At 62.9% G+C, this 23,678-nt stretch carries 21 protein-coding genes and 1 pseudogene; 13 read left to right on the top strand and 9 right to left on the bottom strand.

What is annotated here, in order from left to right:
• Nucleotides 1-6: 6 nt before the first annotated feature.
• The 3 genes from HNQ60_RS22000 to HNQ60_RS22010 form a co-directional block, all read right to left on the bottom strand.
• On the bottom strand, nucleotides 7-1,779 hold the full coding sequence (locus HNQ60_RS22000) for a ShlB/FhaC/HecB family hemolysin secretion/activation protein (protein ID WP_184334914.1): 1,773 nt from the start codon (nucleotides 1,777-1,779) through the stop codon (nucleotides 7-9).
• Between the two features lie 329 nt (nucleotides 1,780-2,108).
• Entirely contained in the window at nucleotides 2,109-5,840 is a 3,732-nt protein-coding gene (locus tag HNQ60_RS22005) for a protein kinase domain-containing protein (RefSeq protein WP_184334915.1), read from the bottom strand.
• 297 nt (nucleotides 5,841-6,137) lie between these two features.
• The gene (locus tag HNQ60_RS22010) at nucleotides 6,138-7,013 is read right to left on the bottom strand and encodes a dienelactone hydrolase family protein (protein ID WP_184334916.1); all 876 of its coding nucleotides are present in this window, start codon (nucleotides 7,011-7,013) and stop codon (nucleotides 6,138-6,140) included.
• Between the two features lie 340 nt (nucleotides 7,014-7,353).
• Here HNQ60_RS22010 and HNQ60_RS22015 point away from each other — a divergent pair, with 340 nt between their 5' ends.
• Nucleotides 7,354-7,713 carry a hypothetical protein gene (locus tag HNQ60_RS22015; protein ID WP_184334917.1) on the top strand — a complete coding sequence of 120 codons (360 nt, stop codon included), beginning with the start codon at nucleotides 7,354-7,356 and terminating at the stop codon, nucleotides 7,711-7,713.
• Nucleotides 7,714-7,882: 169 nt separating this feature from the next.
• Here HNQ60_RS22015 and HNQ60_RS22020 read toward each other — a convergent pair whose 3' ends face one another.
• Nucleotides 7,883-8,590 carry a DUF899 domain-containing protein gene (locus tag HNQ60_RS22020; protein WP_221304383.1) on the bottom strand — a complete coding sequence of 236 codons (708 nt, stop codon included), beginning with the start codon at nucleotides 8,588-8,590 and terminating at the stop codon, nucleotides 7,883-7,885.
• 112 nt (nucleotides 8,591-8,702) lie between these two features.
• Here HNQ60_RS22020 and HNQ60_RS22025 point away from each other — a divergent pair, with 112 nt between their 5' ends.
• Nucleotides 8,703-9,284 (top strand): GNAT family N-acetyltransferase, encoded by a 582-nt coding sequence (locus HNQ60_RS22025; protein WP_221304384.1) that lies wholly within the window; start codon nucleotides 8,703-8,705, stop codon nucleotides 9,282-9,284.
• A gap of 94 nt (nucleotides 9,285-9,378) precedes the next feature.
• The gene (locus tag HNQ60_RS22030) at nucleotides 9,379-9,645 is read left to right on the top strand and encodes a DksA/TraR family C4-type zinc finger protein (protein WP_184334919.1); all 267 of its coding nucleotides are present in this window, start codon (nucleotides 9,379-9,381) and stop codon (nucleotides 9,643-9,645) included.
• Between the two features lie 194 nt (nucleotides 9,646-9,839).
• On the opposite strand, the gene HNQ60_RS22035 is transcribed toward HNQ60_RS22030, so the two are convergent.
• The gene (locus tag HNQ60_RS22035) at nucleotides 9,840-10,847 is read right to left on the bottom strand and encodes an adenosine deaminase (protein ID WP_184334920.1); all 1,008 of its coding nucleotides are present in this window, start codon (nucleotides 10,845-10,847) and stop codon (nucleotides 9,840-9,842) included.
• A gap of 269 nt (nucleotides 10,848-11,116) precedes the next feature.
• Here HNQ60_RS22035 and HNQ60_RS22040 point away from each other — a divergent pair, with 269 nt between their 5' ends.
• Nucleotides 11,117-12,070 carry a PI-PLC domain-containing protein gene (locus HNQ60_RS22040; protein ID WP_184334921.1) on the top strand — a complete coding sequence of 318 codons (954 nt, stop codon included), beginning with the start codon at nucleotides 11,117-11,119 and terminating at the stop codon, nucleotides 12,068-12,070.
• A gap of 40 nt (nucleotides 12,071-12,110) precedes the next feature.
• Here the strand turns inward: HNQ60_RS22040 and HNQ60_RS22045 are convergent, their stop codons facing one another.
• Nucleotides 12,111-13,655 carry a S15 peptidase family protein gene (locus tag HNQ60_RS22045; RefSeq protein WP_184334922.1) on the bottom strand — a complete coding sequence of 515 codons (1,545 nt, stop codon included), beginning with the start codon at nucleotides 13,653-13,655 and terminating at the stop codon, nucleotides 12,111-12,113.
• A 202-nt stretch (nucleotides 13,656-13,857) separates the two neighbouring features.
• Between HNQ60_RS22045 and HNQ60_RS22050 the strand changes: the two genes are divergently transcribed.
• From HNQ60_RS22050 to HNQ60_RS22075, 6 genes are all read left to right on the top strand, one after another.
• A complete protein-coding gene (locus HNQ60_RS22050; protein ID WP_221304385.1) occupies nucleotides 13,858-14,337 on the top strand; it encodes a VOC family protein in 480 nt (159 codons plus the stop codon).
• Between the two features lie 7 nt (nucleotides 14,338-14,344).
• Entirely contained in the window at nucleotides 14,345-14,767 is a 423-nt protein-coding gene (locus HNQ60_RS22055) for a VOC family protein (protein ID WP_184334924.1), read from the top strand.
• Between the two features lie 48 nt (nucleotides 14,768-14,815).
• Nucleotides 14,816-15,520, top strand: coding sequence for a nuclear transport factor 2 family protein (locus HNQ60_RS22060; RefSeq protein ID WP_184334925.1), 705 nt, complete (start codon nucleotides 14,816-14,818; stop codon nucleotides 15,518-15,520).
• A 108-nt stretch (nucleotides 15,521-15,628) separates the two neighbouring features.
• Complete coding sequence (locus tag HNQ60_RS22065) at nucleotides 15,629-16,087, top strand: DUF1801 domain-containing protein (protein ID WP_184334926.1); 459 nt, start codon at nucleotides 15,629-15,631, stop codon at nucleotides 16,085-16,087.
• Between the two features lie 40 nt (nucleotides 16,088-16,127).
• Nucleotides 16,128-16,997 (top strand): NAD-dependent epimerase/dehydratase family protein, encoded by an 870-nt coding sequence (locus HNQ60_RS22070; RefSeq protein ID WP_184334927.1) that lies wholly within the window; start codon nucleotides 16,128-16,130, stop codon nucleotides 16,995-16,997.
• A gap of 209 nt (nucleotides 16,998-17,206) precedes the next feature.
• Nucleotides 17,207-17,737 (top strand): hypothetical protein, encoded by a 531-nt coding sequence (locus tag HNQ60_RS22075; protein WP_184334928.1) that lies wholly within the window; start codon nucleotides 17,207-17,209, stop codon nucleotides 17,735-17,737.
• A 135-nt stretch (nucleotides 17,738-17,872) separates the two neighbouring features.
• Here the strand turns inward: HNQ60_RS22075 and HNQ60_RS22080 are convergent, their stop codons facing one another.
• Nucleotides 17,873-19,129, bottom strand: a complete 1,257-nt coding sequence (locus HNQ60_RS22080) for a hypothetical protein (RefSeq protein WP_184334929.1) — start codon at nucleotides 19,127-19,129, stop codon at nucleotides 17,873-17,875.
• A gap of 152 nt (nucleotides 19,130-19,281) precedes the next feature.
• Here HNQ60_RS22080 and ggt point away from each other — a divergent pair, with 152 nt between their 5' ends.
• Entirely contained in the window at nucleotides 19,282-21,015 is a 1,734-nt protein-coding gene (gene ggt / locus HNQ60_RS22085; protein ID WP_184334930.1) for a gamma-glutamyltransferase, read from the top strand.
• 83 nt (nucleotides 21,016-21,098) lie between these two features.
• Here the strand turns inward: ggt and HNQ60_RS22090 are convergent, their stop codons facing one another.
• Nucleotides 21,099-21,431 (bottom strand): hypothetical protein, encoded by a 333-nt coding sequence (locus HNQ60_RS22090; protein ID WP_184334931.1) that lies wholly within the window; start codon nucleotides 21,429-21,431, stop codon nucleotides 21,099-21,101.
• Nucleotides 21,432-21,555: 124 nt separating this feature from the next.
• Here HNQ60_RS22090 and HNQ60_RS22095 point away from each other — a divergent pair, with 124 nt between their 5' ends.
• Both HNQ60_RS22095 and HNQ60_RS22100 read left to right on the top strand, forming a co-directional pair.
• Nucleotides 21,556-22,161, top strand: a complete 606-nt coding sequence (locus HNQ60_RS22095; RefSeq protein ID WP_184334932.1) for a helix-turn-helix domain-containing protein — start codon at nucleotides 21,556-21,558, stop codon at nucleotides 22,159-22,161.
• Nucleotides 22,162-22,166: 5 nt separating this feature from the next.
• A pseudogene (locus HNQ60_RS22100) lies at nucleotides 22,167-22,685 on the top strand (GNAT family N-acetyltransferase); the annotation flags it as partial.
• Between the two features lie 86 nt (nucleotides 22,686-22,771).
• Here HNQ60_RS22100 and HNQ60_RS22105 read toward each other — a convergent pair.
• Entirely contained in the window at nucleotides 22,772-23,653 is an 882-nt protein-coding gene (locus tag HNQ60_RS22105; RefSeq protein WP_184334933.1) for a DMT family transporter, read from the bottom strand.
• Nucleotides 23,654-23,678 lie beyond the last annotated feature (25 nt).

Consider the following 23,678-nt stretch of genomic DNA (forward strand, 5'->3'; position numbering starts at 1 on the left):
GCGTCCTTACAGCGTGAATCCGAAGCGGAAGAAGTACTGCGGATCGCGTTCGTTGCTCGGCTCCTGCTCGCTGAGCGGCGTAGCGACGTCGATGCGCGCGAAATAGCGGTTCGGCAGGTTGAGCTGCAGTGATCCGCCCCATCCATAGAGATCGAAATCGTCGTCCTCGCCCGGCAGCGCGAGATTCAGCCGGCCCGTGGCGTAATCAGCGAAGAGGGAGACCTGCAGGATCTGGCCCCACGTCTTGCCGCCGAATGCCGGCCGCGAAGCGAAGCCGGGCGCGTTGATGATCCATTCGAGCGACGCGAAGCCCGCGGTGTCGGCGAGGAACTCCGCGGTCGGATAGGCGCGCACGGTGTCCGGGCCGCCGATGGAGAATTGCTCGAGCGAGACGAGGATGTCGTCGGAGTACTGGCCGGAGAGCCGGACGAGCAGGGCGTTGTTCTGCGTGATGCGCTGGTAACGCTGAACCTGTCCCGTGATCTTGTCGAAAGCGCCGCTGGCGTCGAGCCGGCTGGCCTTCACGCCGGGTTGTTCATCGTAGTCGGCAAGCGAGCCGAGCAGGTCGCTGAAGCCGTGGCTGTAGTTGAACGAAAGCTGCGTGATGCCGCGCGAGCGCAGGCCGATCTGGCTGAACCGGAAACCGAGTCCGCCGACGGAGAGCACATCGTTCGCAGTGATGGCGCCCTGCTGTTCGAACTCCGCGTCCTTGTGCGCGAAGGATGCGAGCGCCGCGGCGTCGGTAAGACGCGTCTTCACGAGATTGCGTGTGTACGATACCTGCGCGATGTCGGTCGTGCCTTTGATGCCGAGCTGGCGCAGGAGCTTTCCGACTTCGAACAGATTGTGCGAGTAGCTCGCCTGCAGCTCGTTTCTCGGGCCGAAGAGCGGCGTGACGTAGTCGATGCCGCCGTACATGCCCTTCGAGTCGCTGTCGTCCGGATCGAAGGCGTAGAGCCCGTACACGTTGAGCTTGTCCGCCTGGCCGAGCGGATCGTTGATCGTGAGGCCGAGATTCGCGCGGTATTCGCCGCTGTATTGCGATCCCTGGTTGTCGATCGTCGTGTCGAGCGTGAAGCGTTCTTCGCGCTGCGTCTTGATGAGCAGGTCCGTCGTTCCGATGCGATCGCCCGCCTGGAACATGCCGAACGCGGAGAGACCGGGATAGTCGGCGAGATAGAGCAGGGCGCTTTCGATGTCATCCTTGCGCACGGGCCGCTGCAGCAGGTTCTTGAACGGCCGCGCGAGCGTATTCGGCGAGTACATCGACTGGCCTTCGAAGTGCACGTCGTTCAGCGATCCTTCGAGCAGCAGGACGTTCACGACGCCGCCGTGGATCTCCTGAGCCGGGATCACCGCCTGCGCGAGGATCAGGCCGTGTGCGCGATAACGCTCGGCGACCTTGCCTGCAATCTCATGAAGCTGATTGACCGTGTAGCCTTCAGCGGGCTGTTCGGCGATTGCCGTCGTGAGAACGGAATCGACCTCGTGCCGGGGTACATCGGGCTGCGTTGCCGCACCGACGAGCTCGAAGCGGGAAACGCGCACGCGCGGGCCTTCGTCGATACCCAGCGGCCGATCCGGAACGCGCGGCACCATGAAAGGCGTGAACGCGGCGTCATTCGGAAGCTCCTGGGGCGGCCGGGGCTGCAGTCCGCCGGGTGTTGCCGCTGGCGGAAGGGGCTGCTGCTGAGCCCAACAGGTCGAAACGGTCAGAAAGACGAACAGCAGGGTTCTGCACACGGCTGTCACAGCCGAGTGGGCGGTTGCGGCGCTCACCAGTGTTGCTCCCTCATGCCCCTGATCTGCGAGGCTCTGTGCTGAGACAGGAATGGTTGTTTTCCGCGAGGCTACGGCCCGATTTCACGGAATGCAATCGAACGTCTTTGAGCTTCGCACTGATGCCCCGCTCGTGCGGCGACGTATCTCACAAGACGGGGTTTCGCCCGATTGGCGGGTAGGTCGATGGGCGTAGGACCTGGGTCCAGGACCGGAGAAGATTTTCCACGGGGTACACGGGGAACCACGGGGTCGGAATCTTCATGAGAAATTATTCTTCCCCGTGGCTCCCCTGCTCCCCGCGGAAAATCCTTCTCTGAAATCTTCTCTCAACGCAGGTCGCGCACGACCCGGAATCCGGTCGCCGCATCCGCTGCGCCGCCGACCGCTCTGGTCAACGCCGGGCTGCATTGCGAGATCGGATCGCTGAACGCCCCGCCGCGGGCATTCCAGCCATCACCGTTTTTCGCCCATTCCTGCGCATTGCCTGCCAGGTTGTAGAGGCCCCAGCTGTTCGGCCGGCCGGCGCGGACGCTGCCGAGGCCGAAGCCGCGGATCTTCTGGCCGTTGATCTCGACGACGCAGTTGAAGTCGCGTTCCGTGCTGCCGCCCGGGGCACTGGCGGCGTATGACCATTCGGCATCGGTGGGCAGGCGATAGGTTGCGCCGGTCGTCATGCTCAGCCAGTCGACGTAATTCTGTGCGTCGCTGGCCGCGATCGACGTCATCGGCAGATCGGCCTGTGCGGCGGTGTTGCCGCACTTCCCCGATGCTTTGCAGAACGCGGCGAATTCGCCGGCGGATACTTCGAACCGGCTGATCGCGAAAGGCTTCGCGGCACCGGCGCCTGCGGGGACGACGACCAGTTCGGGGCCACGACCGCCGGTCGGCAGGGAATCGAAGCAGACACCACGGCTGCGTGTCCCGTAACCAGCCAATGCGGGCGTGCATGCGGTCGTCGGCGCCTGCGATGCCGCGGGCGTCGTGGCGGCAGCTGTTTGTGCGGGTGCCTGAGCCGCAGGCTGCGAGGCTGTCTGCGAAGGCGGGTCTGTTTTCGCCGGGGCAGGCGCTGTCGAGGAGGGCGTTGCAGCCGCTGTCGGGGCCTGCGCTGGCGGCGTCTGCTTCGACGAGGCCGCGAGTTGCTGCGAATACTCTTCGCGAGCAGCAACGATCTGCGGATTGGTGCGATCGAGCTCGAGTGCCCGATCGATCTGCGACATCGCTGTGTCGAATCGTCCGTTGCGAGCCGCCGTTGCGGCCAGTCGCACGTACGCACCAGCGATCGCTTTCGGCGCCGTGCTGAGGAAAGGATCGTTCGCAGGCAGGCCGGCGCGCAGGTCACGCAACGTTGCCGTTGCGCCCGCGACATCGTTCGCCGTCGCCTGGTCGGAGAGCTTCTGTCTCAATGCCGCGAGTTCGGCGAGGCGTTTCTGTTCGCGATCCTTCGCGTCCTGCTCCGCGCGCATCTGGGCGAGCAACTGCTGCTCCTGCGCGATCGCCGACAAGCCGGGCGCGAAGGCTTTCGCCTGCTGCAGCGTGCGTTCTGCTTCGCTCAACCGGCCCTGCGAACGCAGCGTCGTCGCGGCGGTTACGTGCACCTCAGCCGCCCGCTGCCTTGCGGAGACGATGACTGAATCCTGCGGTGAAAGGTACGCCGACAGCTTCGCGAGCTGCGAATGGACCTTGATGTCCCAGGCATCGTCGGCCGCGGGTGTCTGCAGCAATGCGTCGAGTGCGCGATTGATTTCAGCGCCGCCGTTCGAGCTCGGTTGCCCTCGGGCCGCATCGATCGCTGAGCGTCTCGCGTCCACGAACTGCGGCTGGACGATGTCCGCGTATCTCGCTAGCAACGCTTGCGCATCGTCGTACGACTGGCGCGAAGACAGAGTCTGGATTTCGTTGCCGAGCAACTCTTCGACGCGGCGCCTCGCCACCGTCAAGGCAGCGTCGTCGTCCGCTGCGGACTGGAGCAGCAGCAGATCTTCGTGCACCGGATCGAACGCGCTCAGCGATGTCGCGGCGGACAGCTCGCCCGCCAGTTTGCGGCGCAGATCCGCCATGCGTGTTGCCTGGCGTTGCGCTTCGAGCTCGCGTGCAACTGTGTCGTTCAGGTCTTTCAGCGTGCGGTCGGACGGCGCCACGATCAATCCGGCCTGCGTGAGCGACTGTGCGAGCGCGACGTCCTCCTTGCGAAGCGCGATCTGCGCCTGTTCTGCGTAGGCCGACGGCAAGCGGGGATCGATGAGCAAAGGATGCTTCGGATCGATCTGCGCGACGATACGCAGCACGCCCGCGACGCTGTCTGCGTTCTGGGTGTCCACCAGCCAGCCCTTGGACAGATATTCGTCGAGACGGTCGCTCTGCCGCTTGATCTCATCGTTCTTGCGCGTCGTGAGCGCTTCGCCGATCTGCGAAACCGCCTGCGAATCCGGGAACAGTTTGCGCAGTTCGACGAGCTGCGCTTCCGCTTGCGGATAGTCGTAACGCTGCTTGCTCGCATCCGTCGCCGAGTCGATCTTCGAGTTGAAATGACCGATCAGGGCACTACGCAGATTGTCGTCGAGCAGCAGCGTCACGCGCGCATCTGCCGGCAGTGCTTCGATGCCGGGCAGCGCCTGCTGGATCGATTCTTCCGTGCCTGTGCGGATCAGGCCGGCCAGCGCTTCCTCGCGACGGCGCTGGAGATAGTCGGGAACGAGCAGTGCCGCGACCGCGCCAAGGACGAGCACGCCAGCTGCAATGCCGCCCCACAAAGCGGGCGAACGCTTTTCCGGCGAAATCTCTTCGAGGAACTTTGCGATGCTCGGTGTGCGGGCATCCCGGTCGAACGCGAGCGATCGCCGCAGCGCGCGCCATTGCCGGCTCGTGAGTCCACGAATCGGCTTCGGCTTCATCTTCGCATCGCGGGCCTGGACGGCCGTCTTGCGTTCGAACGGATGCGTGCAGGTGAGCAGCTCGTACACGACGCAGCCAAGCGCATAGATGTCGTCGCGAGGATCGGGTTCGAGCCCTTCGATCATTTCGCAGCTCGCGTACGCTGGTGTCAGCGCGCCGAGCGTGCCTGGATCGAACAGCGTCATCGCGCTGGTATCGTCGGCATTGGCGTCAGGCCGCTTCGCGGCGCGCGCGATTCCGAAATCGAATACTTTGATCGTGCCGTGCTTCGTGATGAAGGCATTCGCGGGCTTGAAGTCGGAGTGCACGACCTGGTGTTCGTGCGCGTAGCCGAGTGCACCGCACAGACCGCGAACGATCGGCAGCGCCTTCACCATCGTGAGACCGACGCCTTCGAGTCCCTTGATGTAGCGATCGAGCGGCTGGCCTTCGAGCAGCTCCATGACGATGTAGACATTCGCGCCGTCGCGATCGAAGTCATACACCGTGACGATGTTCGGATGGGCGAGCGTCTGCGCCTTGCGGGCTTCGCGCTGCAGCGCCTTCAGCGATTCGGGATGGCGCTTGAAATCCTCACCGAGGACTTTCAGCGCGGCGTAGGGATTGCGGTCTTGCGCTTCTTCCTTGCGCAAGTCGCGCACGCGGAAGACGACGCCCATGCCACCCTTGCCGATGATGTCTTCGAGGATGAAACGCTCTTTGACTGTGTCGCCGGGACGCCAGGGGCGCGCCTGGCTCGACGCGGCCTGCAACGAATCCCAGTTCGGGCCGGTCGAGTTGCCGCTCGTGCGGGGACGCTCTTCGGGAGGGGCGAGAGCAGTCGCCTGGTCATCGGCGAGAATCTTCTCGCCAGGGCGATACTTGGTTTCTTCTTCGTCGCTGACGGAAACCGCGGACGGGCGGTACCTGGTTTCCTCGTCTTCGGGTGCCTTGGCCGGAGGCGCTGGCGGAATGACAGGGGGCGTCGTCGAACGAACGACTTCCATCAGGTCGAGATAAGCCGGTCCGTTGATGCGTCCCTGGCGATACGTGTTCTCGATGAGGGCGCCGAGCACAGGCGCCAGGGAAGGCTCCCGCGACAGATCGGCCCGCAATTCACCCTGCAGCGCGGGCAGGTCGGTCTGGCCTTCGACGAAGGATTCCAGCGCCGGTCGGAACTGACTCATCCGTGATCACCCGCGACCTGCGAGTCCCCGAAGGCCCTGGGATCGACGCTCATATTTATGTCCAAGAGGCTCAACTTCGGCCCGCGACCCGCGTCGCGCTGCCCACCCGCTGCTTATTTGCGGCGAATCATAAGCCTGCGCATCGATTCGCACTATCGACCAGGTCTCGGGGGAGGGGGCGCGGCCGGTTTTGCCGGGACTTCGGGGTCGACAGCCGCGCGTTCGAAGCTTCTTGTTGGGATCGCGGCGACGGGTGCGGCGTCAGCGAGGCGGCCTGGCCTCGCTGACGCCCGCAAATCAAGCGAGCGCTTCCTTGAACAGCGCCAGCAGGCGTCCCCACGCCTTTTCAGCCTGCTCTTCGTTGTAGACCTGCGAATCCGGAGGGCACCAGCCGTGCATTGCCGGGTAGACCTCGATCTCCGCGGGCAGCTTTGCTTTCGCGAACGCTTCGCGCAGTGCGTCCTTGGCTTCCGGCTGACGCTTGTCGTCGTTGTCGGCGATCGCGAAGAGATAGTGCGCCTTCATCTGCCCCACGAGCAGATGCGGACTGTCGGGCTTGTCAGTGACGAGACCGCCGCCGTGGAACGAAGCGCCCGCGCCGATCCGCTCGGGAAACGCAGCCGCCGTGCGCATCGTGAACGGTCCGCCCATGCAGTAGCCGGTGGTTCCGATCTTGCGCTTCGTGTCGACGGAGGATTGCTTGTCGAGATACTCGATGAAGGATTTCGCATCGGTGAGCACGGTCTGCGGACTCAGCGTTCCTGCGAGCGCCATGAGTGCCGAGCGCGTTTCGGGATCCTGGAAGTTTGCTTTCTCGGGCGCTGTAGGCGCTTTCTTCGTGCGGTAGAACGGATTCACGACGAGGACCGAGTAGCCGGATTCAGCGAGGCGCTTGCCCATCTGCCGGAACGTGGGGCGCAGGCCGAAGATGTCCGGCCAGATGAGCACGCCGGGATGCTTGCCCTTCGCGGGATGAACGAAGTACGCATCGCACACGCCGTCAGCCGTCTTGATCTCGATCTCCGATTCCTTCGTCTCGGCGGCGTTCGCGATGCCGGGCATCATGGCTGTCAGCCCCGTTCCAACCGCCAGCGCACCGAACGTTCGTCGCGAGAGCTCCTTGGATCGCAGCTGATACTCGATCATGTCGTCCATCGAGTCGTTGTCGCACATGTCGTATCCCCCTTTGAATTCGCATGAAGGTTGGACGGTGAAGCCGCCGGTGCGGATGGTACAACCGGTGGGCCCGGCCATCCGTGTGTAAACGTCAATCCGGCAGGGCGTGGGACATTCTGCCTGCGGCGGGCAAGCGACGAGCGACGAGTTGCGAGCTGTGAGCGGTGAGCCGGAAAGTCTCTTCCGGCGCTGGCTCGTGCTCGTCGCGCGCAGCCCGCTGAAGAGAACGACCACCGCGACACTACGTTCGTCCTACGCAAACACACTGGGCACCATCGTACGCGCGGAACGTTAGGAACTCGCCAATCTGGCAATTTCCGGTACGAGGGTGATGCACATGGCGAATCCACAGGGGCCCGGCACGGGAGGCCAGCGGCCGTCGAAGCAGAAGCAGGGAACGTTCCGTCCAGAGCAGCAAGGCTCGGATGAAGATCAGACCCAGGTGGCGACTCCACAGCCCCAACGAGCAGACAAGCAAGCAGGCAAGCGAGCAGACGGGGCCGATCGCGGCGGCGAGTCTGATCGCAAAGCCGCCGATCGTGTCGAGATCGGCGATCCGGTGCCTGAAGGCGATCGGACGATCAAGGCGGATCGGGGCTCGGCTCGCGCCACCGGCCGTCAGGGCGAAACCGGCGAGGATGAGGATCTGCCGGATGCCGATAGAGGCGTTGAAGGGACGAGAGGTGGGAAGCACTGACGTCTGGTGCTGCCGTCATTGACGTCTGGTGCTGCCGTCATTCCCGCGAAAGCGGGAATCCATCCGCCTTAGGCGTCTGCGCTAAAGATGGACTCCCGCTTTCGCGGGAGTGACGGAGAGGCCCGCGCAGAGGTGACGGAGAGGCCTGCGCGGGAGTGACGGAAGCTCCTCACCCGTAGGTCGGCTTCTGAGGCCATCCCTCCGGCGAATCCTCGAAGCTCTCCTGCCGGCCATACGGCGTGCGATCGAGCAGCGCGTATGAATCAGTGATCGACTCGGTGCCACGCGCGTAGGTTGAGTACGTGTGAAACACCTCGTTGCCCACTCGGAAGAACACACTGAGGCCATGCTCTTCGCCCTGCGTACCGCTTGGGGCGCCGAGGCTTTCGATTTCAGCCTTGCTGCGATAGTTGTATTCGACCGGCCGGACTTTCTCATCCAGCGTCACGTGAAAGTCGTAGTTGAAGTCGCTGCCCTGTGACGAATACCAGGTGCGATTCCATCCCTTCTGGGTCTTGAAGCGCTGCAGCTTCTCCAGCGGCGCACGCGACACCAGCGCAAACGTCGTATTGCGCGCATTGAGCAGCGACAGATCGCCCATCTCATCGACGAGACCCGTGCAGCCGACGCAGCCCTTCTCCCAGCCCGGATCGAACATGAAGTGATAGATCACGAGCTGGCGGCGCCCCTCGAACATGTCGAGCAGGCTGACCTTGCCGTTCGGGCCGTCGAAGCGATAATCCTTCGTGACTCTCGTCATCGGCAATCGGCGCCGCGCGGCGTTGACGCGATCGAAGTGCTGCGTCAGTTCCTTCTCTTCCTCGAGCAGGGCTTTGCGTCGTTGCAGCCATTCGTCCGGCGAAACGATTGGTGGCATGGGGACGGTTTCGGTGCTCACGGCGAATACCTCTCAATGAGTGTGGAAGCCCGAGGACGCGTGGCCCCCAGTCCTTCCGACAAATCCGGCCGCAGAGGGCGGATCCTTGACGATGATCCTCGCAACGCCTGAGATCGATCCGGGTTCGTTTACATTGGCAAGCATGATGAGTTCAGCCACCTTGAGCATCGCTGCCGCCTCGCTCGCCGACGTCGCGGTGCTCAGCGAAATCGGTCGGGAGACTTACAGCGACCATTTCAGCGCGATCTGGACACCGGGGAACCTGTCGCGGTTTCTCGAGCGTGATTTTTCGGAGAGTGCCTTGCGAACGACGCTCGCTGCGCCCGATCGTCATTCCTGGTGGATCGCGACCGAATCGCCGGATCGGGTCGCGGGGTTCGCGAAGGTCAACTGGAATGCGATTGAACCCGTCACCGGCATGCGCGGCGCGGAGTTGCAGAAGATCTATTTCCGTCGCGGCATCACCGGCAAAGGCCATGGCGCCCGGCTGGTGAACGTCATCATCGAAGAGGCCGTTGCTCGCGGCAGCGGACTCATCTGGCTGGACGTGCTCAAGACGAACGCTGGTGCCCAGCGCCTTTATGCGCGGCTCGGATTCCGCATCTGCGGCGAGCAGCCTTTCGCGGCCGATACGGGAGAAATCGGGATGTTCATCATGCGCCGCGACATCTGAGGCCGGCTTGCATTCCGGGTGGCAGCAGCCATAAATAAGTGAGGCCGCCTCGCTGATTGAAGGGGGCTGTAGTGATTCGCAGGCGGAGAGGGTGATGGCGACAGGTTGGGCAGGCGATGGCGCGGTGCAGGATCAGATCGATGCCACCGTGAAGGACGGCATCAGCCGGGCCAAGGCGCGCCTGCCTTCCGGGCCGAGCCTCACTCATTGCGAAGAATGCGGAGCGACTATTCCCGAAGCCCGTCAGCAGGCTGTTCCGGGCGTGCGCCTGTGCGTCGTTTGCCAGGAGGCGGAGGACAAGGAGGAGGCGCAGTTCGCGGGATATAACAGGCGGGGGAGCAAAGATAGTCAGCTACGCTGACGTGCGCCGGATAGCCCGCGGGCCGCTGGTCAGACTGTGTGCCCCCGCCGTCATTCCCGCGCAAGCGGGAACCATGCCTTGAATGAGATGGACTCCCGCTTTCGCGGGAGTGACGGAAAAAGATGGACTCCCGCCTGCGTGGGAGTGATGGAGTAAAGATGGATTCCCGCTTGCGCGGGAATGACGGGACCTGCCTACGCCGCCCGTCGCAGGTAGTTCTCAACCTGCTGCAGATACGCCGCGCGCTTTTCCTCCGGCAGCCACGCGACGACAAAACTGTTCTTCACGAGTTGCACGATCTCCGCGAGGCTCAGGCCGCCTTCATCATGGAGCGCCGTCAGGTTTTCGTTCAGGTACGCGCGGAAGTATGCCGGATCATCCGAGTTGATCGTCGCGCGCATTCCCAGCTGCAGCATTCGCTGAATCTCGGGGGCGGTCAGGTTCTGAACGACGAAGCGATTCGAGATGGGGCAAACCGTCAGGCCGAGGCCGCGTTCGCGGATCGTCTTGCAGAGCAACGGATCCTCGAGTGAGTTGACGCCGTGATCGATGCGGTCGACGCCGATGACATCGAGACATTGGTCGATGTGCGTGAGCGTGTTCTGCTGGTTCACGTCGCAATGCATCGTGAGTCTCAATCCCTCTCGCCGCGCGCGTGCGAAGACTTCCGCGAACTTGACCGGCGGATTGTTCTTCTCGTCCGAGTCGAGCCCCACGCCAACGATCCATTTCTTGTACGGCAGCGCCTGTTCGAGCGTCTGCATTGCCGATTCCGCGCTCATGTCGCGCAGGAAGCAGAGGATGAGCTGAGTGTCGATTCCAAGTTCCGCTCGCGCACGTTCCTGCGCGCGACGGATGCCTCGGATCACCGTATCGAAGGCGACTCCGCGGCTCGTGTGAGCCTGCGGATCGAAAAACATCTCCGCGTAGATGACGTGTTGCTCGCGTGCTTTCGCGAGGTACTGCCAGGTCAGTTCGAAGAAATCGTCTTCGTGTTGAAGAACGTTCATCGCCTTGTAGTAGATCGAGAGGAACGAGGGCAGATCGTGGAAGTTGTAGGCGGCCAGCAGCGCTTCGGGAGTGTCGTAGTCGAGTGCCACCCCGTTCTTCCTCGCGAGTGCGAAGCTGAGCTCGGGCTCGAGCGTGCCCTCGAGATGCACGTGAAGCTCGGCCTTGGGCAGGTGGGCGATGAATGCGTTCATGAAGAATCCCCGGTGTTTTTTCTCTCCGGCAGCATCGCTGCAAGTCCGGGGCCACGACGATTCGGCGGCCGAATCGGGCTATCCTGTCCGACGACAGTGCGGCGTCATCGAATTGACGCTCCAAGTCTGGGCGACGCGTGTTACGCGGGACAGGTCTCGAATCTGTGACCTGTGCATGGAACGCACCGCGGGCAGTGCGTTGCAATCGGTCCGATACCGGCCCTTCGTCGAAGGCCGGCCGCTCCCACAAGAAACGAGGATCGCCCGCGATGACCAACGCCAATTGGATGAGCCGGATACAGGACAACCCGCAGTTGATCGAAATGGTCCTGCCTGCGAGCCACGATGCCGGTGTCTACGGCGACAGCCTCACCCGGGTCGCGTGCCCCAAGCGATACGCCCGTTGCCAGGGTTCCAACATCTACAACCAGGCGTACTCCGGATCGCGCGTCTTCGACGTTCGCGTCTTCCTGAAGCGCGTCAAGGACGAGAAGGGCAAGAGCATCGTGCAGCCCACGATGGGTCACTTCGCGGCCGAGAAGTTCAAGTGGCCGAAGATCGGCAAGAGCACCGGCGCGTTCGGCGGCTACGGCGGTTCCTTCATGACCGCGGTCAAGGATGCCGTGGCGTTCGTGAAAACCTATGAGAGCGAGTTCGTCATCCTGCGCGTCTCGCACACGTACTGCCCTCAGGAAGTCGGCAATGCGCTCAACGAGTTCATGGCGACGGGCGACAACGCCAAATACGTCTACAACAAGGATGGCAACGTGGCGCTGTGCACTCTCGACGACCTGCGCGGCAAGGTCGTGATGGTCTTCGCTTCCGAATTCCACAAGGGGTTCAGTGCCAAGGACGGATACCTGCCCATGTTCAAGTATTCCGAAGGGACGTCGAACACCTCCGGCCTCTGCTTCTGCGGTACCTACAAGGGCAAGAAGGAAATGAAGGACGTGCTCAAAACCGCGCAGGGCGCCGCCGACGAGCATCACGGTCACCGCCAGGACCATCTGCACTGGGTCTATTGGCAGCAGACCGGCGGCAACGTTTCATCGAACACGAAGGGCGGTGACGGCGCTCACGCGAAGCTCGGCAGTTTCCTCACGGAGATCAAAGCCAAGATGAGCATGAGCCGGTGGTCGTTGCCCAACGTCATCGGTCACGACTTCGTGAACGAGCAGACCTGCAAGCAGATCTTCGAGCTCAATCCTTCGTACGGCAAGTAAACACGTTCGTCATTCCCGCGCACGCGGGAATGACGAGCGCTTACCTGTCATCGAAGTACTCGGTCACCGCCGCCAGGCAGAACGGTGACACGAGCGACGTGTGATACGCCTCGAGCACGGCCGTCGTGCCGCCGCTCAGTTCGAGCGCTTCCTTCGCCGCTGCAAATCCCGCCTTCAATTCCAGATACGGGTCGTCGAGCGACGGCTCGTCGTCGACATCGAGCACCGTTACGCTCGTGGCGCCGTTGTCTGCCCAGTACTGCTGCATCAGCGATGTGTTCAGGTACAGCACGACGGGATCTTCATTGCCGGCACACAGCAACGTCGGCGCAGCCGGCACCCAGGTTCGCAGATCGTTGGCCTTGAAGGCCTGACGCAATCCATTCGCTGGCGCCGCCGCCGGCCTGCCGTCGGTTCGCGTCGGGAAGCCGCCATCCGGATTGGTTTGGGCGTCCTGCAGGTAATTCAGCCGGTAGCTGTTCAGGATCAGCGCGTCCGGGCCGAAGCCAAGTGCAAAGACTGGTGCCAGATCCGCTGGTGATGTTGCTGGTGTGTACGCGGCGAAGGCCGGGTCGGGCGGCGTACTGCTGAACAACTGCTCGCGTGGCAACCGGCCCTGATCGTAAATTGCTGAGCGGCTTGCGGCCGTCGGCAGCAGCGACTCGATCGTGGGCGCATAGCGGGCATCGAACATGTCCGCTGGCGCTGCGTAGATGTTGCCGTAGGCGCGTTGATACGACGTGGCCAGCCAGCTGACGAATAGCGGCGCACTGCCAACCACCTGCCCCTGAAAGACGGCGTCGCCGAATGCGCCGAGCGCGTAGGGCCCGGACATCGGCGCGGATGCCGTGACAGGTGTGCCGTTCTGTTGCAGAAGCCGATGAGTCGCCATTGCCACGAACCCACCCTGCGAATAACCGGTGATGAACAGCTTGCCGCTGTCGCTCACCGCAGGCGCTGTGCTTGTTGGCAATGCACTGCGAGCCGCTGAGAGTGCATCGGCGGTGTCATCCGCCTGCTGCTGCGCGTGCAGGTATGGATGCCAGGTCAGTGAAGAGGTGTCGTAGCCCGCATAGTTCGGCGCCACGACGATGTAGCCACGCGCTGCAAACGCCAGTGCCATCAGCAATCCTTCGCCGCTGCTCGAGTCCGTGATGTTCGCGATGTTGAATGAGCGTTCGGCGTTCGTCCCGTGCGCGTACACGACGATCGGTCGCGGGCCCTGGCATGCGGCGTCGGTGCCGGTGGGAATCATCAGAGCGCCTGATGCCGTTATCGCATTGCCCGCGGGATCGAGTGTGTTGTAACGCAGCTGGTGAACGTCGACCGCGCAGACCGGATCGACGATGAGCTCCAGCAATTCCTCGGCCGCCGAGCCGGCGTCGACCAGCGCCAGCAGTTGCGACGGATCGTATGTGGCCAGACGTTCGGGTGGACTCACGACCAGTGTGCCGCGTCCCGTTACCGGCGGCGGCGGAGGTGGCGGCGTTTCGCCTGATGAGTCGTCGTTGTTGTCGCCGTTGCTGCAGGCGGCGAGAAGAACGGTCAGAAGGAGGGCCGTGAGCGGCTTGCGTGCGTCGGTCATCGCCTTTCAGAATCCTGTGCAGTACCTGACGGCTGTAACGCACGAGATCGCCGGAAGGGTGGGCCCGCGGAGCATCTTTTTCGGCTCTGACGTCGAACGGTGACGCAATGGCGGAACCGCTGGGAAGTTATGTCGGTTTTCGTATCGCCGACCCGTCCTAGTTCCAGCAGTGCGGATCAACCAACACAAGATGGAGACAACGATGGCCAGGAACGTGATTTGTCTTTGGTATGACGCAGCGGCAGAAGAGGCGGCCAGGTTCTACGCCCGGACGTTTCCCAACAGCGCAGTGACGGCAGTCAACCGTGCTCCCGGCGACTTCCCGGGCGGCAAGGAAGGGCAGGTGCTCACGGTGGAGTTCACTGTCGCCGGCGTGCCCTGCCTGGGTCTGAACGGCGGCCCGGCCTTCAAGCACAGCGAGGCGTTTTCGTTTCAGATCCTCACCGAGGACCAGGCGGAGACGGATCGTTACTGGAACGCCATCGTCGGGAACGGCGGCGCGGAGAGTGCGTGCGGATGGTGCAAGGACAAATGGGGACTGTCCTGGCAGATCACGCCGCGCGTGTTGATGGAAGCAACCACCGGTCCCGATCAGGCGGCCGCAAAGCGCGCGTTCGAGGCAATGATGAAGATGAAGAAGATCGACATCGCCACCATCGAAGCCGCGCGACGCGGATCCTGAAGCGCCGATGAAGCCTCGAATCACGCTGATCACGCTCGGGGTCGATGACCTCGAGCGTGCCGTTCGCTTCTATCGCGACGGTCTTGGCTGGCGGACGCAGGGCATCGTCGGCACCGAATTCGAGCATGGGGCGGTTGCGTTCTTCGATCTGCAGTCAGGGTTGCGGCTTGCGTTGTGGCCACGGGCGAGCCTGGCCCACGACGCTGGCATCGCAGTGAGCGCGGCGAGTCCGACGGATTTCTGTCTCGCGCATAACGTGGCGTCGAAGGCTGAAGTCGACACCGTCATGGCGCAGGCGCGCGCTGGCGGAGCGCACATCGTCAAACCGGAGAAGGAGACGTTCTGGGGTGGCTACGCCGGCTACTTCCAGGACCCTGACCGGCACCTGTGGGAAGTGGCCTGGAATCCCCAGATGCTGCCTGCCGACTGAACCATTGCACGATCAACAGCCGCGCATGCCGCGGCTACAATTCGCCGAATGAAGATCACATTCCTCCCGGCGATCCTGACGCTGTGCCTGATTTCCGCATCACAGGTGTTCGCCGCGACGGACACCGAAATCGCACAAACCATCCGCTCGCGGCTCGACGCCTATCGCCAGGGCGATGCTGCCCGATGGGGCTCGTTCGTCGATGACGACTGCCTCTGTGCCGGCGAGACGAAGGCAGACATTCTCAAGGCGATCGCCAACCGTCCGTCCACCGTCCGAAGCTGGTTCGGCGATCCGGGGGACATCCAGGTGCGTTTTCACGAAGGCGTCGCGGCGGTTCGTTACCGCATCACGGAATTCACCGAAGTGAATGGGCACGTTCAGACACTCGAACAGCGCAGAATGGAAACGTATCTGCGTCGCGCGGACCGATGGATTCTCATTGCCGCTGCGGAGAATCTCATCCCCTCCGATCCTCAGCCCATTGCACTGCCGCGCCAGACGCTTGCAACATACGTGGGCAAGTATCAGTACGCGCCGGGCTCCATCGACGATGTGACGCTGGAAGGTGATCGGCTCTTCGTCGAATCGACCGGCGAGGCGAAAGTCGAGATACTGGCCGAGAACCCGACGACGTTCTTCGCCCGCGGACGGGAGTGGCGTCTCGTGTTCCGGCCCGATCAGCGCGGCGCGGCGAAGCAGGTCGTGTTCCGGCAGCAGGGACAGGAGTTCGTTGGCGAGCGTGTTCCGTAGGCCCGCCATCCGTCATTCCGGCGAAGCGGGCATCCATTCCAGTCGAAGACATGGATTCCCGCTTTCGCGGGAATGACGGGGCGTCGGGTCTTTTCAGAAGGATCTTTCATGCAGAAGACACCCCCCGCAGCCAACCCGGACGCCTACGTCGAAGGCCTTTGCGGCTGGCAACAGGAATTCGTGATCGCGCTACGCCGTGCGGCTCGCTCGATCCCCGCGGAAGAAGTCGTGAAGTGGGGCCATCTCGTTTACCTGTCGAACGGGCCCGCGTTCCTCATCCGCGCTGAAGCTCATCGCGTCCTGTTCGGCTTCTGGCGCGGCCAGCGCTTGCTGGATATCGAGCCTCGTCTCAAACCCGGTGGCAAGTACGAGATGGCGACATTGGAGTTGCTGGAAGGCATGTCGGTGAGCGCGGCAACCGCACGGAAGCTCGTGAAGCAAGCTGTCGAACTGAACGAAACAGTCGGTGATCCGACACGCATCGCTCCGCGCCCGAAGAGAGCGAAGAAGGCAGCGAAAAAAACGCCGCCTCGGGTTTCGAAGAAGACCATCAGGAAACGACGCTGACGAGATCGTCGCCGCGTCCGATATCAGGGGAACAACACGTATGCATATCGCTGTGCTCGGAGCGAGCGGAGTCTATGGACGACATCTGTTGCCGCAGCTTGCCGCTGCGGGTCATCGAATCCGCTCGTTGGTCAGGAACCCGGCCGCGGCAACGGTCGCCGCGGCTTGTGGTGCCGAAGTCGTCGCAGCGGATATCTTCGACGAAGCATCGCTCCGCGCGGGAGTTGCGGGATGCGACGTTGTGATCAACCTGGCGACGAGTCTGCCGCGGCCGAATGCGCAGGGCGGCGACTTCGCGGCGAATGATCGGCTGCGTCGCGAAGGAACACCGTTGTTGATTCGTGCATGCCGTGATGCCGGCGTCGCCCGATTCGTTCAGCAAAGTATCGCGATGACGCACGGAGGTGGCGGCGATGCGTGGGCCGATGAAGAGACGTTTCATCCCGTCGACGAGCAGAGCATTTCCGGCGCGGCCATTGCTGCCGTTCGTTCGATGGAAGCTGCAGTCGAATCCTGCGATCTCGACTGGCTGATCCTGCGCGGCGGGCTGTTCTATGGTCCGGGAACGGGATTCGACGACGATTGGTTCGCGCGGGCAGCAGCGGGAAAGTTGCGATTCCCTGGAGAAGGGCTCGACTACGTGTCGCTCTCGCATATCGCTGACATGGCAGCTGCGACAGTGGCCGCGCTCGAACGTTGGCCGTCGCGTCTCGCATTGATCATTGCTGACGATCAACCAGCGCAGTGGCGCGACGTGTTCGCGTACGTGTGCTCAGTTGCCAGAACTGCTCCGCCATTGTCCGGCGGACGCCCCGGCTTTCCTTCCTTCCGCGTGCGCAACGCCCGAGCCCGCGAGTTGCTGCACTGGCGTCCTCGATACACGGATTATCGAGCAGGCCTTGTTCGCTGAGTCGTGCGATGACTGCGCAACGACTGAATTATGGAAAGCACATTCGTCAGGAGTTGTCGTAGCCGGCCGGAACATTCATCCTGCGGCAGCGTTCTGCGGCGTGACTGTTCTCACGCTCTTCGGCTCAGGATGGGCGTGGTGACATAACTCCTTTGAGGTCTGTCATTTCATCGTTTAGTTTGTGCAAAGCTCCCTGGTAGAGGTGCCGCATGAAAGAGTCCGGGTACATCGACTTTACGGACACGTCCGAAACCGAAGTCGAACTGACTGCACAGGATTTGTTGAGCCTGCCGGTTGCCGCTGCTTCCGCCAAAGGATCGGAGCCTGTCGCGGCGAGTATTGCTGTGACCAAGGAGCAGCCAGCGGTCCGCGTGCAAGCTGAGAAAGCAAAGGCAGTGCCATCGCCCGCTCGCAAGCAAGGTTTCTCACTGCCGAAGATGGCGTGGGGCGTAGGGCTCGCTGTCGTCGGCGGCGTCGTTGTCGCTGCCAATCACATGTACTCCGCGCCGAAGCACATCGAACCGGCGCCGGTCATCGTGTCGACGATTCCGCAGGAACCTGATCCAGTGGTCGACGAGCGTCCGCCGACGCTGGTCACCAATCCGTTCGATCCCAGCGAAGTATTCGAGCTTGCACCCGACCTCTCGGAAGAGGAAGCGCGCATAGCGGTCGAGCAGTTGCTGCTCGAGCGCGCATCGCAGCGTCATGCGGGGATCGGCGGGATTCGATCGAGCCGTTGAACGCTGAGCAGAGTTTCAGAGCGGAATTTCACACGGAGCTCACGGAGTACACGGAGATCGAAAAGATCGGACGACTTCCTTCCGGCCTTTGTAGCTCCGTGTTCTCCGTGAACTCCGTGTGAAATCTTTTCCTCTTTACTCACGCCCGCCCAGCTTCCGAGACGCCGGCTTCGACCCCGGCAGAATCACGATTGCATCATAGCCATGCAGCAGGCACTGCAGTTCCCACTGCTGGGCCGCTTCCACCTGTTGGCGAAATAGCCGCTGATACGGCCGCAGCGCACGCAGATCGATGACGACCGGATTCTGTGGAGCATTCATGGGCAGCAGCGGCCGCATCCACGCCGGGTAGTCGTCGTAGGACGCATATCCCTCACCGAGCATGATGACGAAGAGTCCGTAGGCGTCCATGTCGTTCACGATCGCGAGCTCGTGAGCGAGATTGCCGATGGGAAAGGCTTGCGTCGGATTCTTGCCGCGATAGAGATGATTCGCGCCGAACTTGAACAAGGCTTTCGGTAACTTTCCGTCTTTCGCGATAGCGCGATATCGCGTGAGGAAATGCTTCTTCAGCACCTCTTCGCGGACGGTGTTGTTGTAGAGGCCGACGAACTCGCCGGCTTCGGCGCGACGGTAGTAGCCGAAGATCTCCGACGACTTCGCCAGGTTCGACAACAGATAGTCAGCGCGCGATCCTGGCGTCGCTGCGAACGCCTGGCGTAGTGAGTCGACCGCTGCAGGCGTACGCGCATCGATCAGCCAGTGCACGCTGTAGGTGGGACCCGTATCGACTGCTTTGGCGGCAGCGAGCGTTCGCTTCGCTTCGTCGCGTGCAGCGTCGTTGGGTGCGAGTGCGACGAGTTCCTCCAGGTATCGGACAGCGCCCGTCGTCTGCTCGACGCCCCAGATGGCATCAGGACCCTGCTCGATCGATCCGGCGACAGCCAGGAAGGTCAGGTCTTCGTCGCTGTCGAACTCGAACAGTCCCGGGTTTCGCCGTGCGTGCAATGCCAGCCGCTCCGCATCGCCCCGACGGGGTGGCTGCAGTGCCTCATCGATCGCGACCGGATCCTGTTCGACTACGACATGCCGAAAGCCGTGCCGGTCGTGAAGCATCCTGTAGAGCGCGGCAGAGAAGATCGGGATGGCATGATCCATATGCTCTTCGCCCAGCAGTACGAACTGACTTCGCGCCGTCTGCGCACGAAGGAACTCCGCTCCGGAGCCTTCGAGCGTCGTGCTCGTATAGGAGAAGGGATGGCTGTTCCGCGAAACCAGCGTTGACGGATCGGGTGGCGTTGCCGTTTGAGCCGCAGTCGTTTGAGCCGGCGCCCACTGAGCGAGCGCGGCGAATGCGCAAAGCAGTGCCATCGGGCGGAAAGCACGAGTCATCGGGTTCTTCCTCTCTCTTTGCAGGTGGGCTTCAGACGCAGGCGGAATCCCGAGGGTTGCAGTGGGCCCGTCCGTCTGGCTCCGGGCCTGACCTGCCCGTCAAACACTGTTACATTCAAACGCTCGTTGCTTCATGTCCGCGTAGGTCATCCATGAAATTGCGCCTGTCGTTCCTGGTCTTCATCTTTTCCCTGACCACAGTCCAGATTGCTGCCGGCGCGGGCATGCGCCCCGAGCGCGCGGAAAAGGGCATGGTCGTGAGCGTTCACGGGCTGGCATCGGAGGCCGGTGTCGAGATGATGAAGGCGGGCGGGAACGCTATCGACGCGGCGGTCGCGACAGGCTTCGCGCTCGCAGTCGTGCATCCGACCGCGGGCAACATCGGCGGCGGCGGCTTCATGCTCGTTCGCCTGAACGACGGCACCACGAACTTCATCGACTATCGCGAGAAGGCGCCGGGCAAGGCGAGCGAGAAGATGTATCAGGACGCGCAGGGCAACATCGTCCCGAATCTGAGCCGCGTCGGTTACAAAGCGGTCGGGGTCCCGGGATCGGTGAAGGGTCTCGTGCACGCACAGAAGCGTTACGGAAAGCTGACGCTTGCACAGGTCATGGCGCCGGCGATTCGCCTCGCGCGCGATGGGTTCACGCTGGACTACGGCGACGCGCGTTCGCTGACCGAAGACAAAGGCCTCGCGCAGTTCGCCGACTCGAAGCGCATCTTCCAGAACGGCGGCAAGGGCTGGAAGCAGGGCGATGTGTTCAAGCAGCCGGAGCTTGCACGCACGCTCGAACGCATCGTTTCGTCACCCGACGATTTCTACACCGGCAAGATGGCGCGCGAGTTCGCCGAATTCATGCAGGCCGGTGGCGGATTGATCACGGCCCAGGATCTCGCGAACTACGACGTGAAGGATCGCAAGCCCGTCACCGGCACGTATCGCGGCCTCGATGTCATCAGCGCACCGCCGCCGTCCTCTGGCGGCATCGCGTTGATCGAGACGCTGAACATTCTCGAAGGCTTCGATCTCGCGAAGGCTGGCTTCGGCTCCGCTGAATCGATTCACCTGATCACTGAAGCGTATCGTCGTGCGTTCTACGACCGCGCGCAGTTCCTCGGCGACCCGGAATTCAGCGAACTGCCTGTCATGGAACTCGCCGACAAGAAGTACGCCGTCGAATGGCGCCAGTCGGTCGATCCCGCGCACGCCTCCCCTTCGCAGAAGATCGTGCGGCCCAAGACTTCCACGAAGCTCGAACGCTATGTGAAGGAACATCCGGTGTTCGTGCCCGGCTTCGAGCCGACGCAGACGACTCACTATTCAGTCGTCGACGCCGAAGGCAACGCGGTCGCGGTGACGACGACGTTGAATGGCGGCTACGGTTCCAAAGTCACCGCCGGCTCGCTCGGCTTCCTGCTGAACAACGAGATGGATGATTTCTCGTCGAAGCCCGGCGCGCCGAACATGTTCGGCCTGATCCAGGGCCAGGAAAACGCGATCGGTCCGAACAAGCGCCCACTCTCCGCCATGACGCCGACTATCGTGCTCAAGGACGGCAAGCTCTGGCTGGTGCTGGGTTCACCGGGCGGCCCGACGATCATCACGACGGTCACGAACATCCTCGTCGGCGTCGCGGACTTCGGTCTCGACATCCAGCAGGCGGTGAATGCGCCGCGGTTCCATCATCAGTGGGTGCCCGATCGCATCATGCTCGAGCGTAACCGGTTCTCGCCCGACACGATCAAACTGCTCGAAGGCCGCGGTCACGCCATCAGTTTCGGCGGCGTCGGCGACGGCGAGTGCATCCAGATCGATCTCGCGACCGGCATGCGGCTCGGCGCGAGCGACGGTCGCAACGAGTCGGGGAAGGCCGTCGGGTATTGAGGTCCGGAGAAGAGAAGAGCCGGACTTTCCGCGGGGACACGGGGATACACGGGGACTGAAGATCGTTGATCCCAGTCCGCTCTTTACACAGTTGCAGAGAAGTCCAGCACGGCACCCAGCGTGCCGAGCGCGAAGACGAATACCGTCACGGCATCGCCGATCAGATCCACGATGTCGAGCGCCTGCGTCGCGACGTCGTGGTCCGCGTTGTGTCGCTTGATGAGTTGTCGTGCAATCAGCAGCACGAGCTGCACCGCGACGCCCACGAAGAACAGCAGTCGCGCGGATGCGAATCCGCCCAATCCCTCGGCTGCTTGGTGAAGCGGTGAACGGGAGAGCAGCCATGAAAGGCCAGCGACGCCGTATGTAATCAGCGCCGTGCGGACCAGGCCGGAATTGCGGCGGGTGGAGAACACGGGGTTTTCCTTGTCTGCTGGTCCAAGCCTCTCACGATCACGGACGCGACGATGCGCTACCGCGCACGGAATGAGCCTGTCCCCATTGACAGTAGTCTCCAGAATACTGGATATTTAATCCAGTATGAAAGAAGAGCCCGGCAGCGCTGAACCGGATATCAACACCCGTATAGCCACGCGCGTTCGGGCTTTGCGTGCCGAGAGCGGACTGAGCCTCGACGCGCTCGCGGAGAAGTGCGCGGTGAGCCGGTCGATGCTCTCGCTGATCGAGCGGGGCGAAAGCAGTGCAACGGCAGTCGTGCTCGAAAAAATTGCGACTGGGCTTGGTGTTCCACTCGCCAGTCTGTTCGAAGATGCCAGCGCTCCGCTCAATCCGCTGTCGCGCCGCGAAGGGCGCACCTCGTGGCGTGATCCGCAGTCGGGCTACGTTCGCTGCAACATTTCGCCGCTCAACTATCCGTCGCCCATCCAGATCGTCGAAGTCATGCTGCCCGCGGGTGCGCATGTGGCGTATGAGACCGGCGTGCGCGATGCCCCGTTCGAGCAGCAAGTCTGGGTGCAGGAGGGCCGTATCGAGCTGACGCTGGGTGAGGTCACTCATCGACTGGAGGAAGGCGATTGCCTCGCGATGCAGATCAACCAGTCGACCGCCTTTCGCAATCGCACGCGCAAGCCGGCGCGCTACATCGTGGTGCTGGCCACGGACCGTGGTCGCACGAGCAGGAGATGAGTTGCATGTCGACCGATATCGTCGTTCGTCGCCTCGACGCGATCGCCGAGCGGGAAATCCGTGAGCTGAGCGACGTACTGATCGATTGCGTCGAAGGCGGCGCGTCCGTGAGTTTCATGTGGCCGATGTCGCGCGACAAGGCAGAGAGGTTCTGGCGACAGTCGCAGGCGAGCGCGGCGAAAGGCGAGCGTGCGATCTTCGCGGCACAGGAGGCTGATGGTTCGATCATCGGCACGGTACAGGTTGTCTGGGCGCAGGCCGAGAATCAGCCGCATCGCGCTGACATCGCGAAGATGCTCGTTCATCATCGCGGCCGCAGGCGCGGCGTGGGTGCGGCCCTGCTGATCGCGGCCGAACGATATGCGCTGGAGCAGGGCAAGACTCTGCTCGTACTCGATACAGCAAGCAGCGATGCCGAGCGGCTCTATGAGCGTCAAGGGTGGCAGCGGTGCGGAACGATCCCTGACTATGCGCTGATGCCCGACGGAACGCCCTGCGCGACGGTTGTGTTCTTCAAGTCGCTTTCCGCTGTCGCGGGTGGACGGGATGCCTTCGGCATGACGTCCGACGAAAGCCGGACCCACGACAAGAGCCTTCGGACTGAGCGATCTCACGCCTCCGCCGATGCCAGCCACATCCCCACCAGCGCGAGCGCGCCGCCCGCAATCTGACCTCCGTGCAGCGTTTCGCCGAAGAACAGCACGGCGATGAGCACTCCGACGATCGGATCGAGATTCGTATAGACCCCCACGAGACTCGCATCGAGTTCGCGCAGGACGAACGCATAAACGATGTACGCGAGGGCAGACGCCACTACGCCGAGGAACAACACGCTGCTCCAGGCGGACAGCGATGGATTCGACCAGCCGTGCTCCGCGATCTCGATGGCGGCTGGCGGCAGCAGCATCAACGTACCGAGAGTCGACACGATCGCAATCGTCACGATGGGATCTGCATTGGCCAATCGTTTGGCAATGACCGTGTACGTGGTCCACACCGCTACCGCGCCCAGCATCCAGAGTGCACCCGGGAGCGGTTGCGGAGACGCTGCATCCGGCGTCCCGGTCAGGATGAGCAGAGCGACGCCGATGACTGAGAGCGCGATGCCCGCGACGCGTCGCCGCGTCGGGCGTTCATGAAGGAAAACCACTGCTGCGATCGCAATCGCCGCCGGTAGCGCGGCATAGATCAGAGCGCCCTGCGAGGCCGATCCGTAGACGAGCGCGTAGGTGAATGTGATCGCGAAACCGGTGATGCCGGTCAGCGCAAGCAGGCTCAGCGCGCTCCACGGAACGGGCCGCGGCAGTCGCTGCAATCCTCCACGCGAGAGCGCGATCGGAATCAGCACGAGTGATGCAATCAGGAACCGCAGCGCTGCCAGCGTCAGCGGTGGAAGATCGCGCGCTGCTGCTTTCGTAACGACGAACGTGCTGCCCCAGACGGACATGAGCACGATGACGGCGACGATGGCGAGGGAGCGACGCGACTGCATGAAGACCGGTTCTCTCGGGGCGGGG

Origin of the sequence: Povalibacter uvarum (genome assembly GCF_014202975.1) — a bacterium.
Classification (GTDB): domain Bacteria; phylum Pseudomonadota; class Gammaproteobacteria; order Steroidobacterales; family Steroidobacteraceae; genus Steroidobacter; species Steroidobacter uvarum.

Excerpts from the sequence above, each read along its gene's own strand:
- HNQ60_RS22005 (WP_184334915.1), bottom strand. The coding sequence starts at position 5,840 with ATGAGTCAGTTCCGACCGGCGCTGGAATCCTTCGTCGAAGGCCAGACC.
- HNQ60_RS22010 (WP_184334916.1), bottom strand. The coding sequence starts at position 7,013 with ATGTGCGACAACGACTCGATGGACGACATGATCGAGTATCAGCTGCGA.
- HNQ60_RS22015 (WP_184334917.1), top strand. The coding sequence starts at position 7,354 with ATGGCGAATCCACAGGGGCCCGGCACGGGAGGCCAGCGGCCGTCGAAG.
- HNQ60_RS22020 (WP_221304383.1), bottom strand. The coding sequence starts at position 8,590 with ATGCCACCAATCGTTTCGCCGGACGAATGGCTGCAACGACGCAAAGCC.
- HNQ60_RS22025 (WP_221304384.1), top strand. The coding sequence starts at position 8,703 with ATGATCCTCGCAACGCCTGAGATCGATCCGGGTTCGTTTACATTGGCA.
- HNQ60_RS22030 (WP_184334919.1), top strand. The coding sequence starts at position 9,379 with ATGGCGACAGGTTGGGCAGGCGATGGCGCGGTGCAGGATCAGATCGAT.
- HNQ60_RS22035 (WP_184334920.1), bottom strand. The coding sequence starts at position 10,847 with ATGAACGCATTCATCGCCCACCTGCCCAAGGCCGAGCTTCACGTGCAT.
- HNQ60_RS22040 (WP_184334921.1), top strand. The coding sequence starts at position 11,117 with ATGACCAACGCCAATTGGATGAGCCGGATACAGGACAACCCGCAGTTG.
- HNQ60_RS22045 (WP_184334922.1), bottom strand. The coding sequence starts at position 13,655 with ATGACCGACGCACGCAAGCCGCTCACGGCCCTCCTTCTGACCGTTCTT.
- HNQ60_RS22050 (WP_221304385.1), top strand. The coding sequence starts at position 13,858 with ATGGCCAGGAACGTGATTTGTCTTTGGTATGACGCAGCGGCAGAAGAG.
- HNQ60_RS22055 (WP_184334924.1), top strand. The coding sequence starts at position 14,345 with ATGAAGCCTCGAATCACGCTGATCACGCTCGGGGTCGATGACCTCGAG.
- HNQ60_RS22060 (WP_184334925.1), top strand. The coding sequence starts at position 14,816 with ATGAAGATCACATTCCTCCCGGCGATCCTGACGCTGTGCCTGATTTCC.
- HNQ60_RS22065 (WP_184334926.1), top strand. The coding sequence starts at position 15,629 with ATGCAGAAGACACCCCCCGCAGCCAACCCGGACGCCTACGTCGAAGGC.
- HNQ60_RS22070 (WP_184334927.1), top strand. The coding sequence starts at position 16,128 with ATGCATATCGCTGTGCTCGGAGCGAGCGGAGTCTATGGACGACATCTG.
- HNQ60_RS22075 (WP_184334928.1), top strand. The coding sequence starts at position 17,207 with ATGAAAGAGTCCGGGTACATCGACTTTACGGACACGTCCGAAACCGAA.
- HNQ60_RS22080 (WP_184334929.1), bottom strand. The coding sequence starts at position 19,129 with ATGACTCGTGCTTTCCGCCCGATGGCACTGCTTTGCGCATTCGCCGCG.
- ggt (WP_184334930.1), top strand. The coding sequence starts at position 19,282 with ATGAAATTGCGCCTGTCGTTCCTGGTCTTCATCTTTTCCCTGACCACA.
- HNQ60_RS22095 (WP_184334932.1), top strand. The coding sequence starts at position 21,556 with ATGAAAGAAGAGCCCGGCAGCGCTGAACCGGATATCAACACCCGTATA.
- HNQ60_RS22105 (WP_184334933.1), bottom strand. The coding sequence starts at position 23,653 with ATGCAGTCGCGTCGCTCCCTCGCCATCGTCGCCGTCATCGTGCTCATG.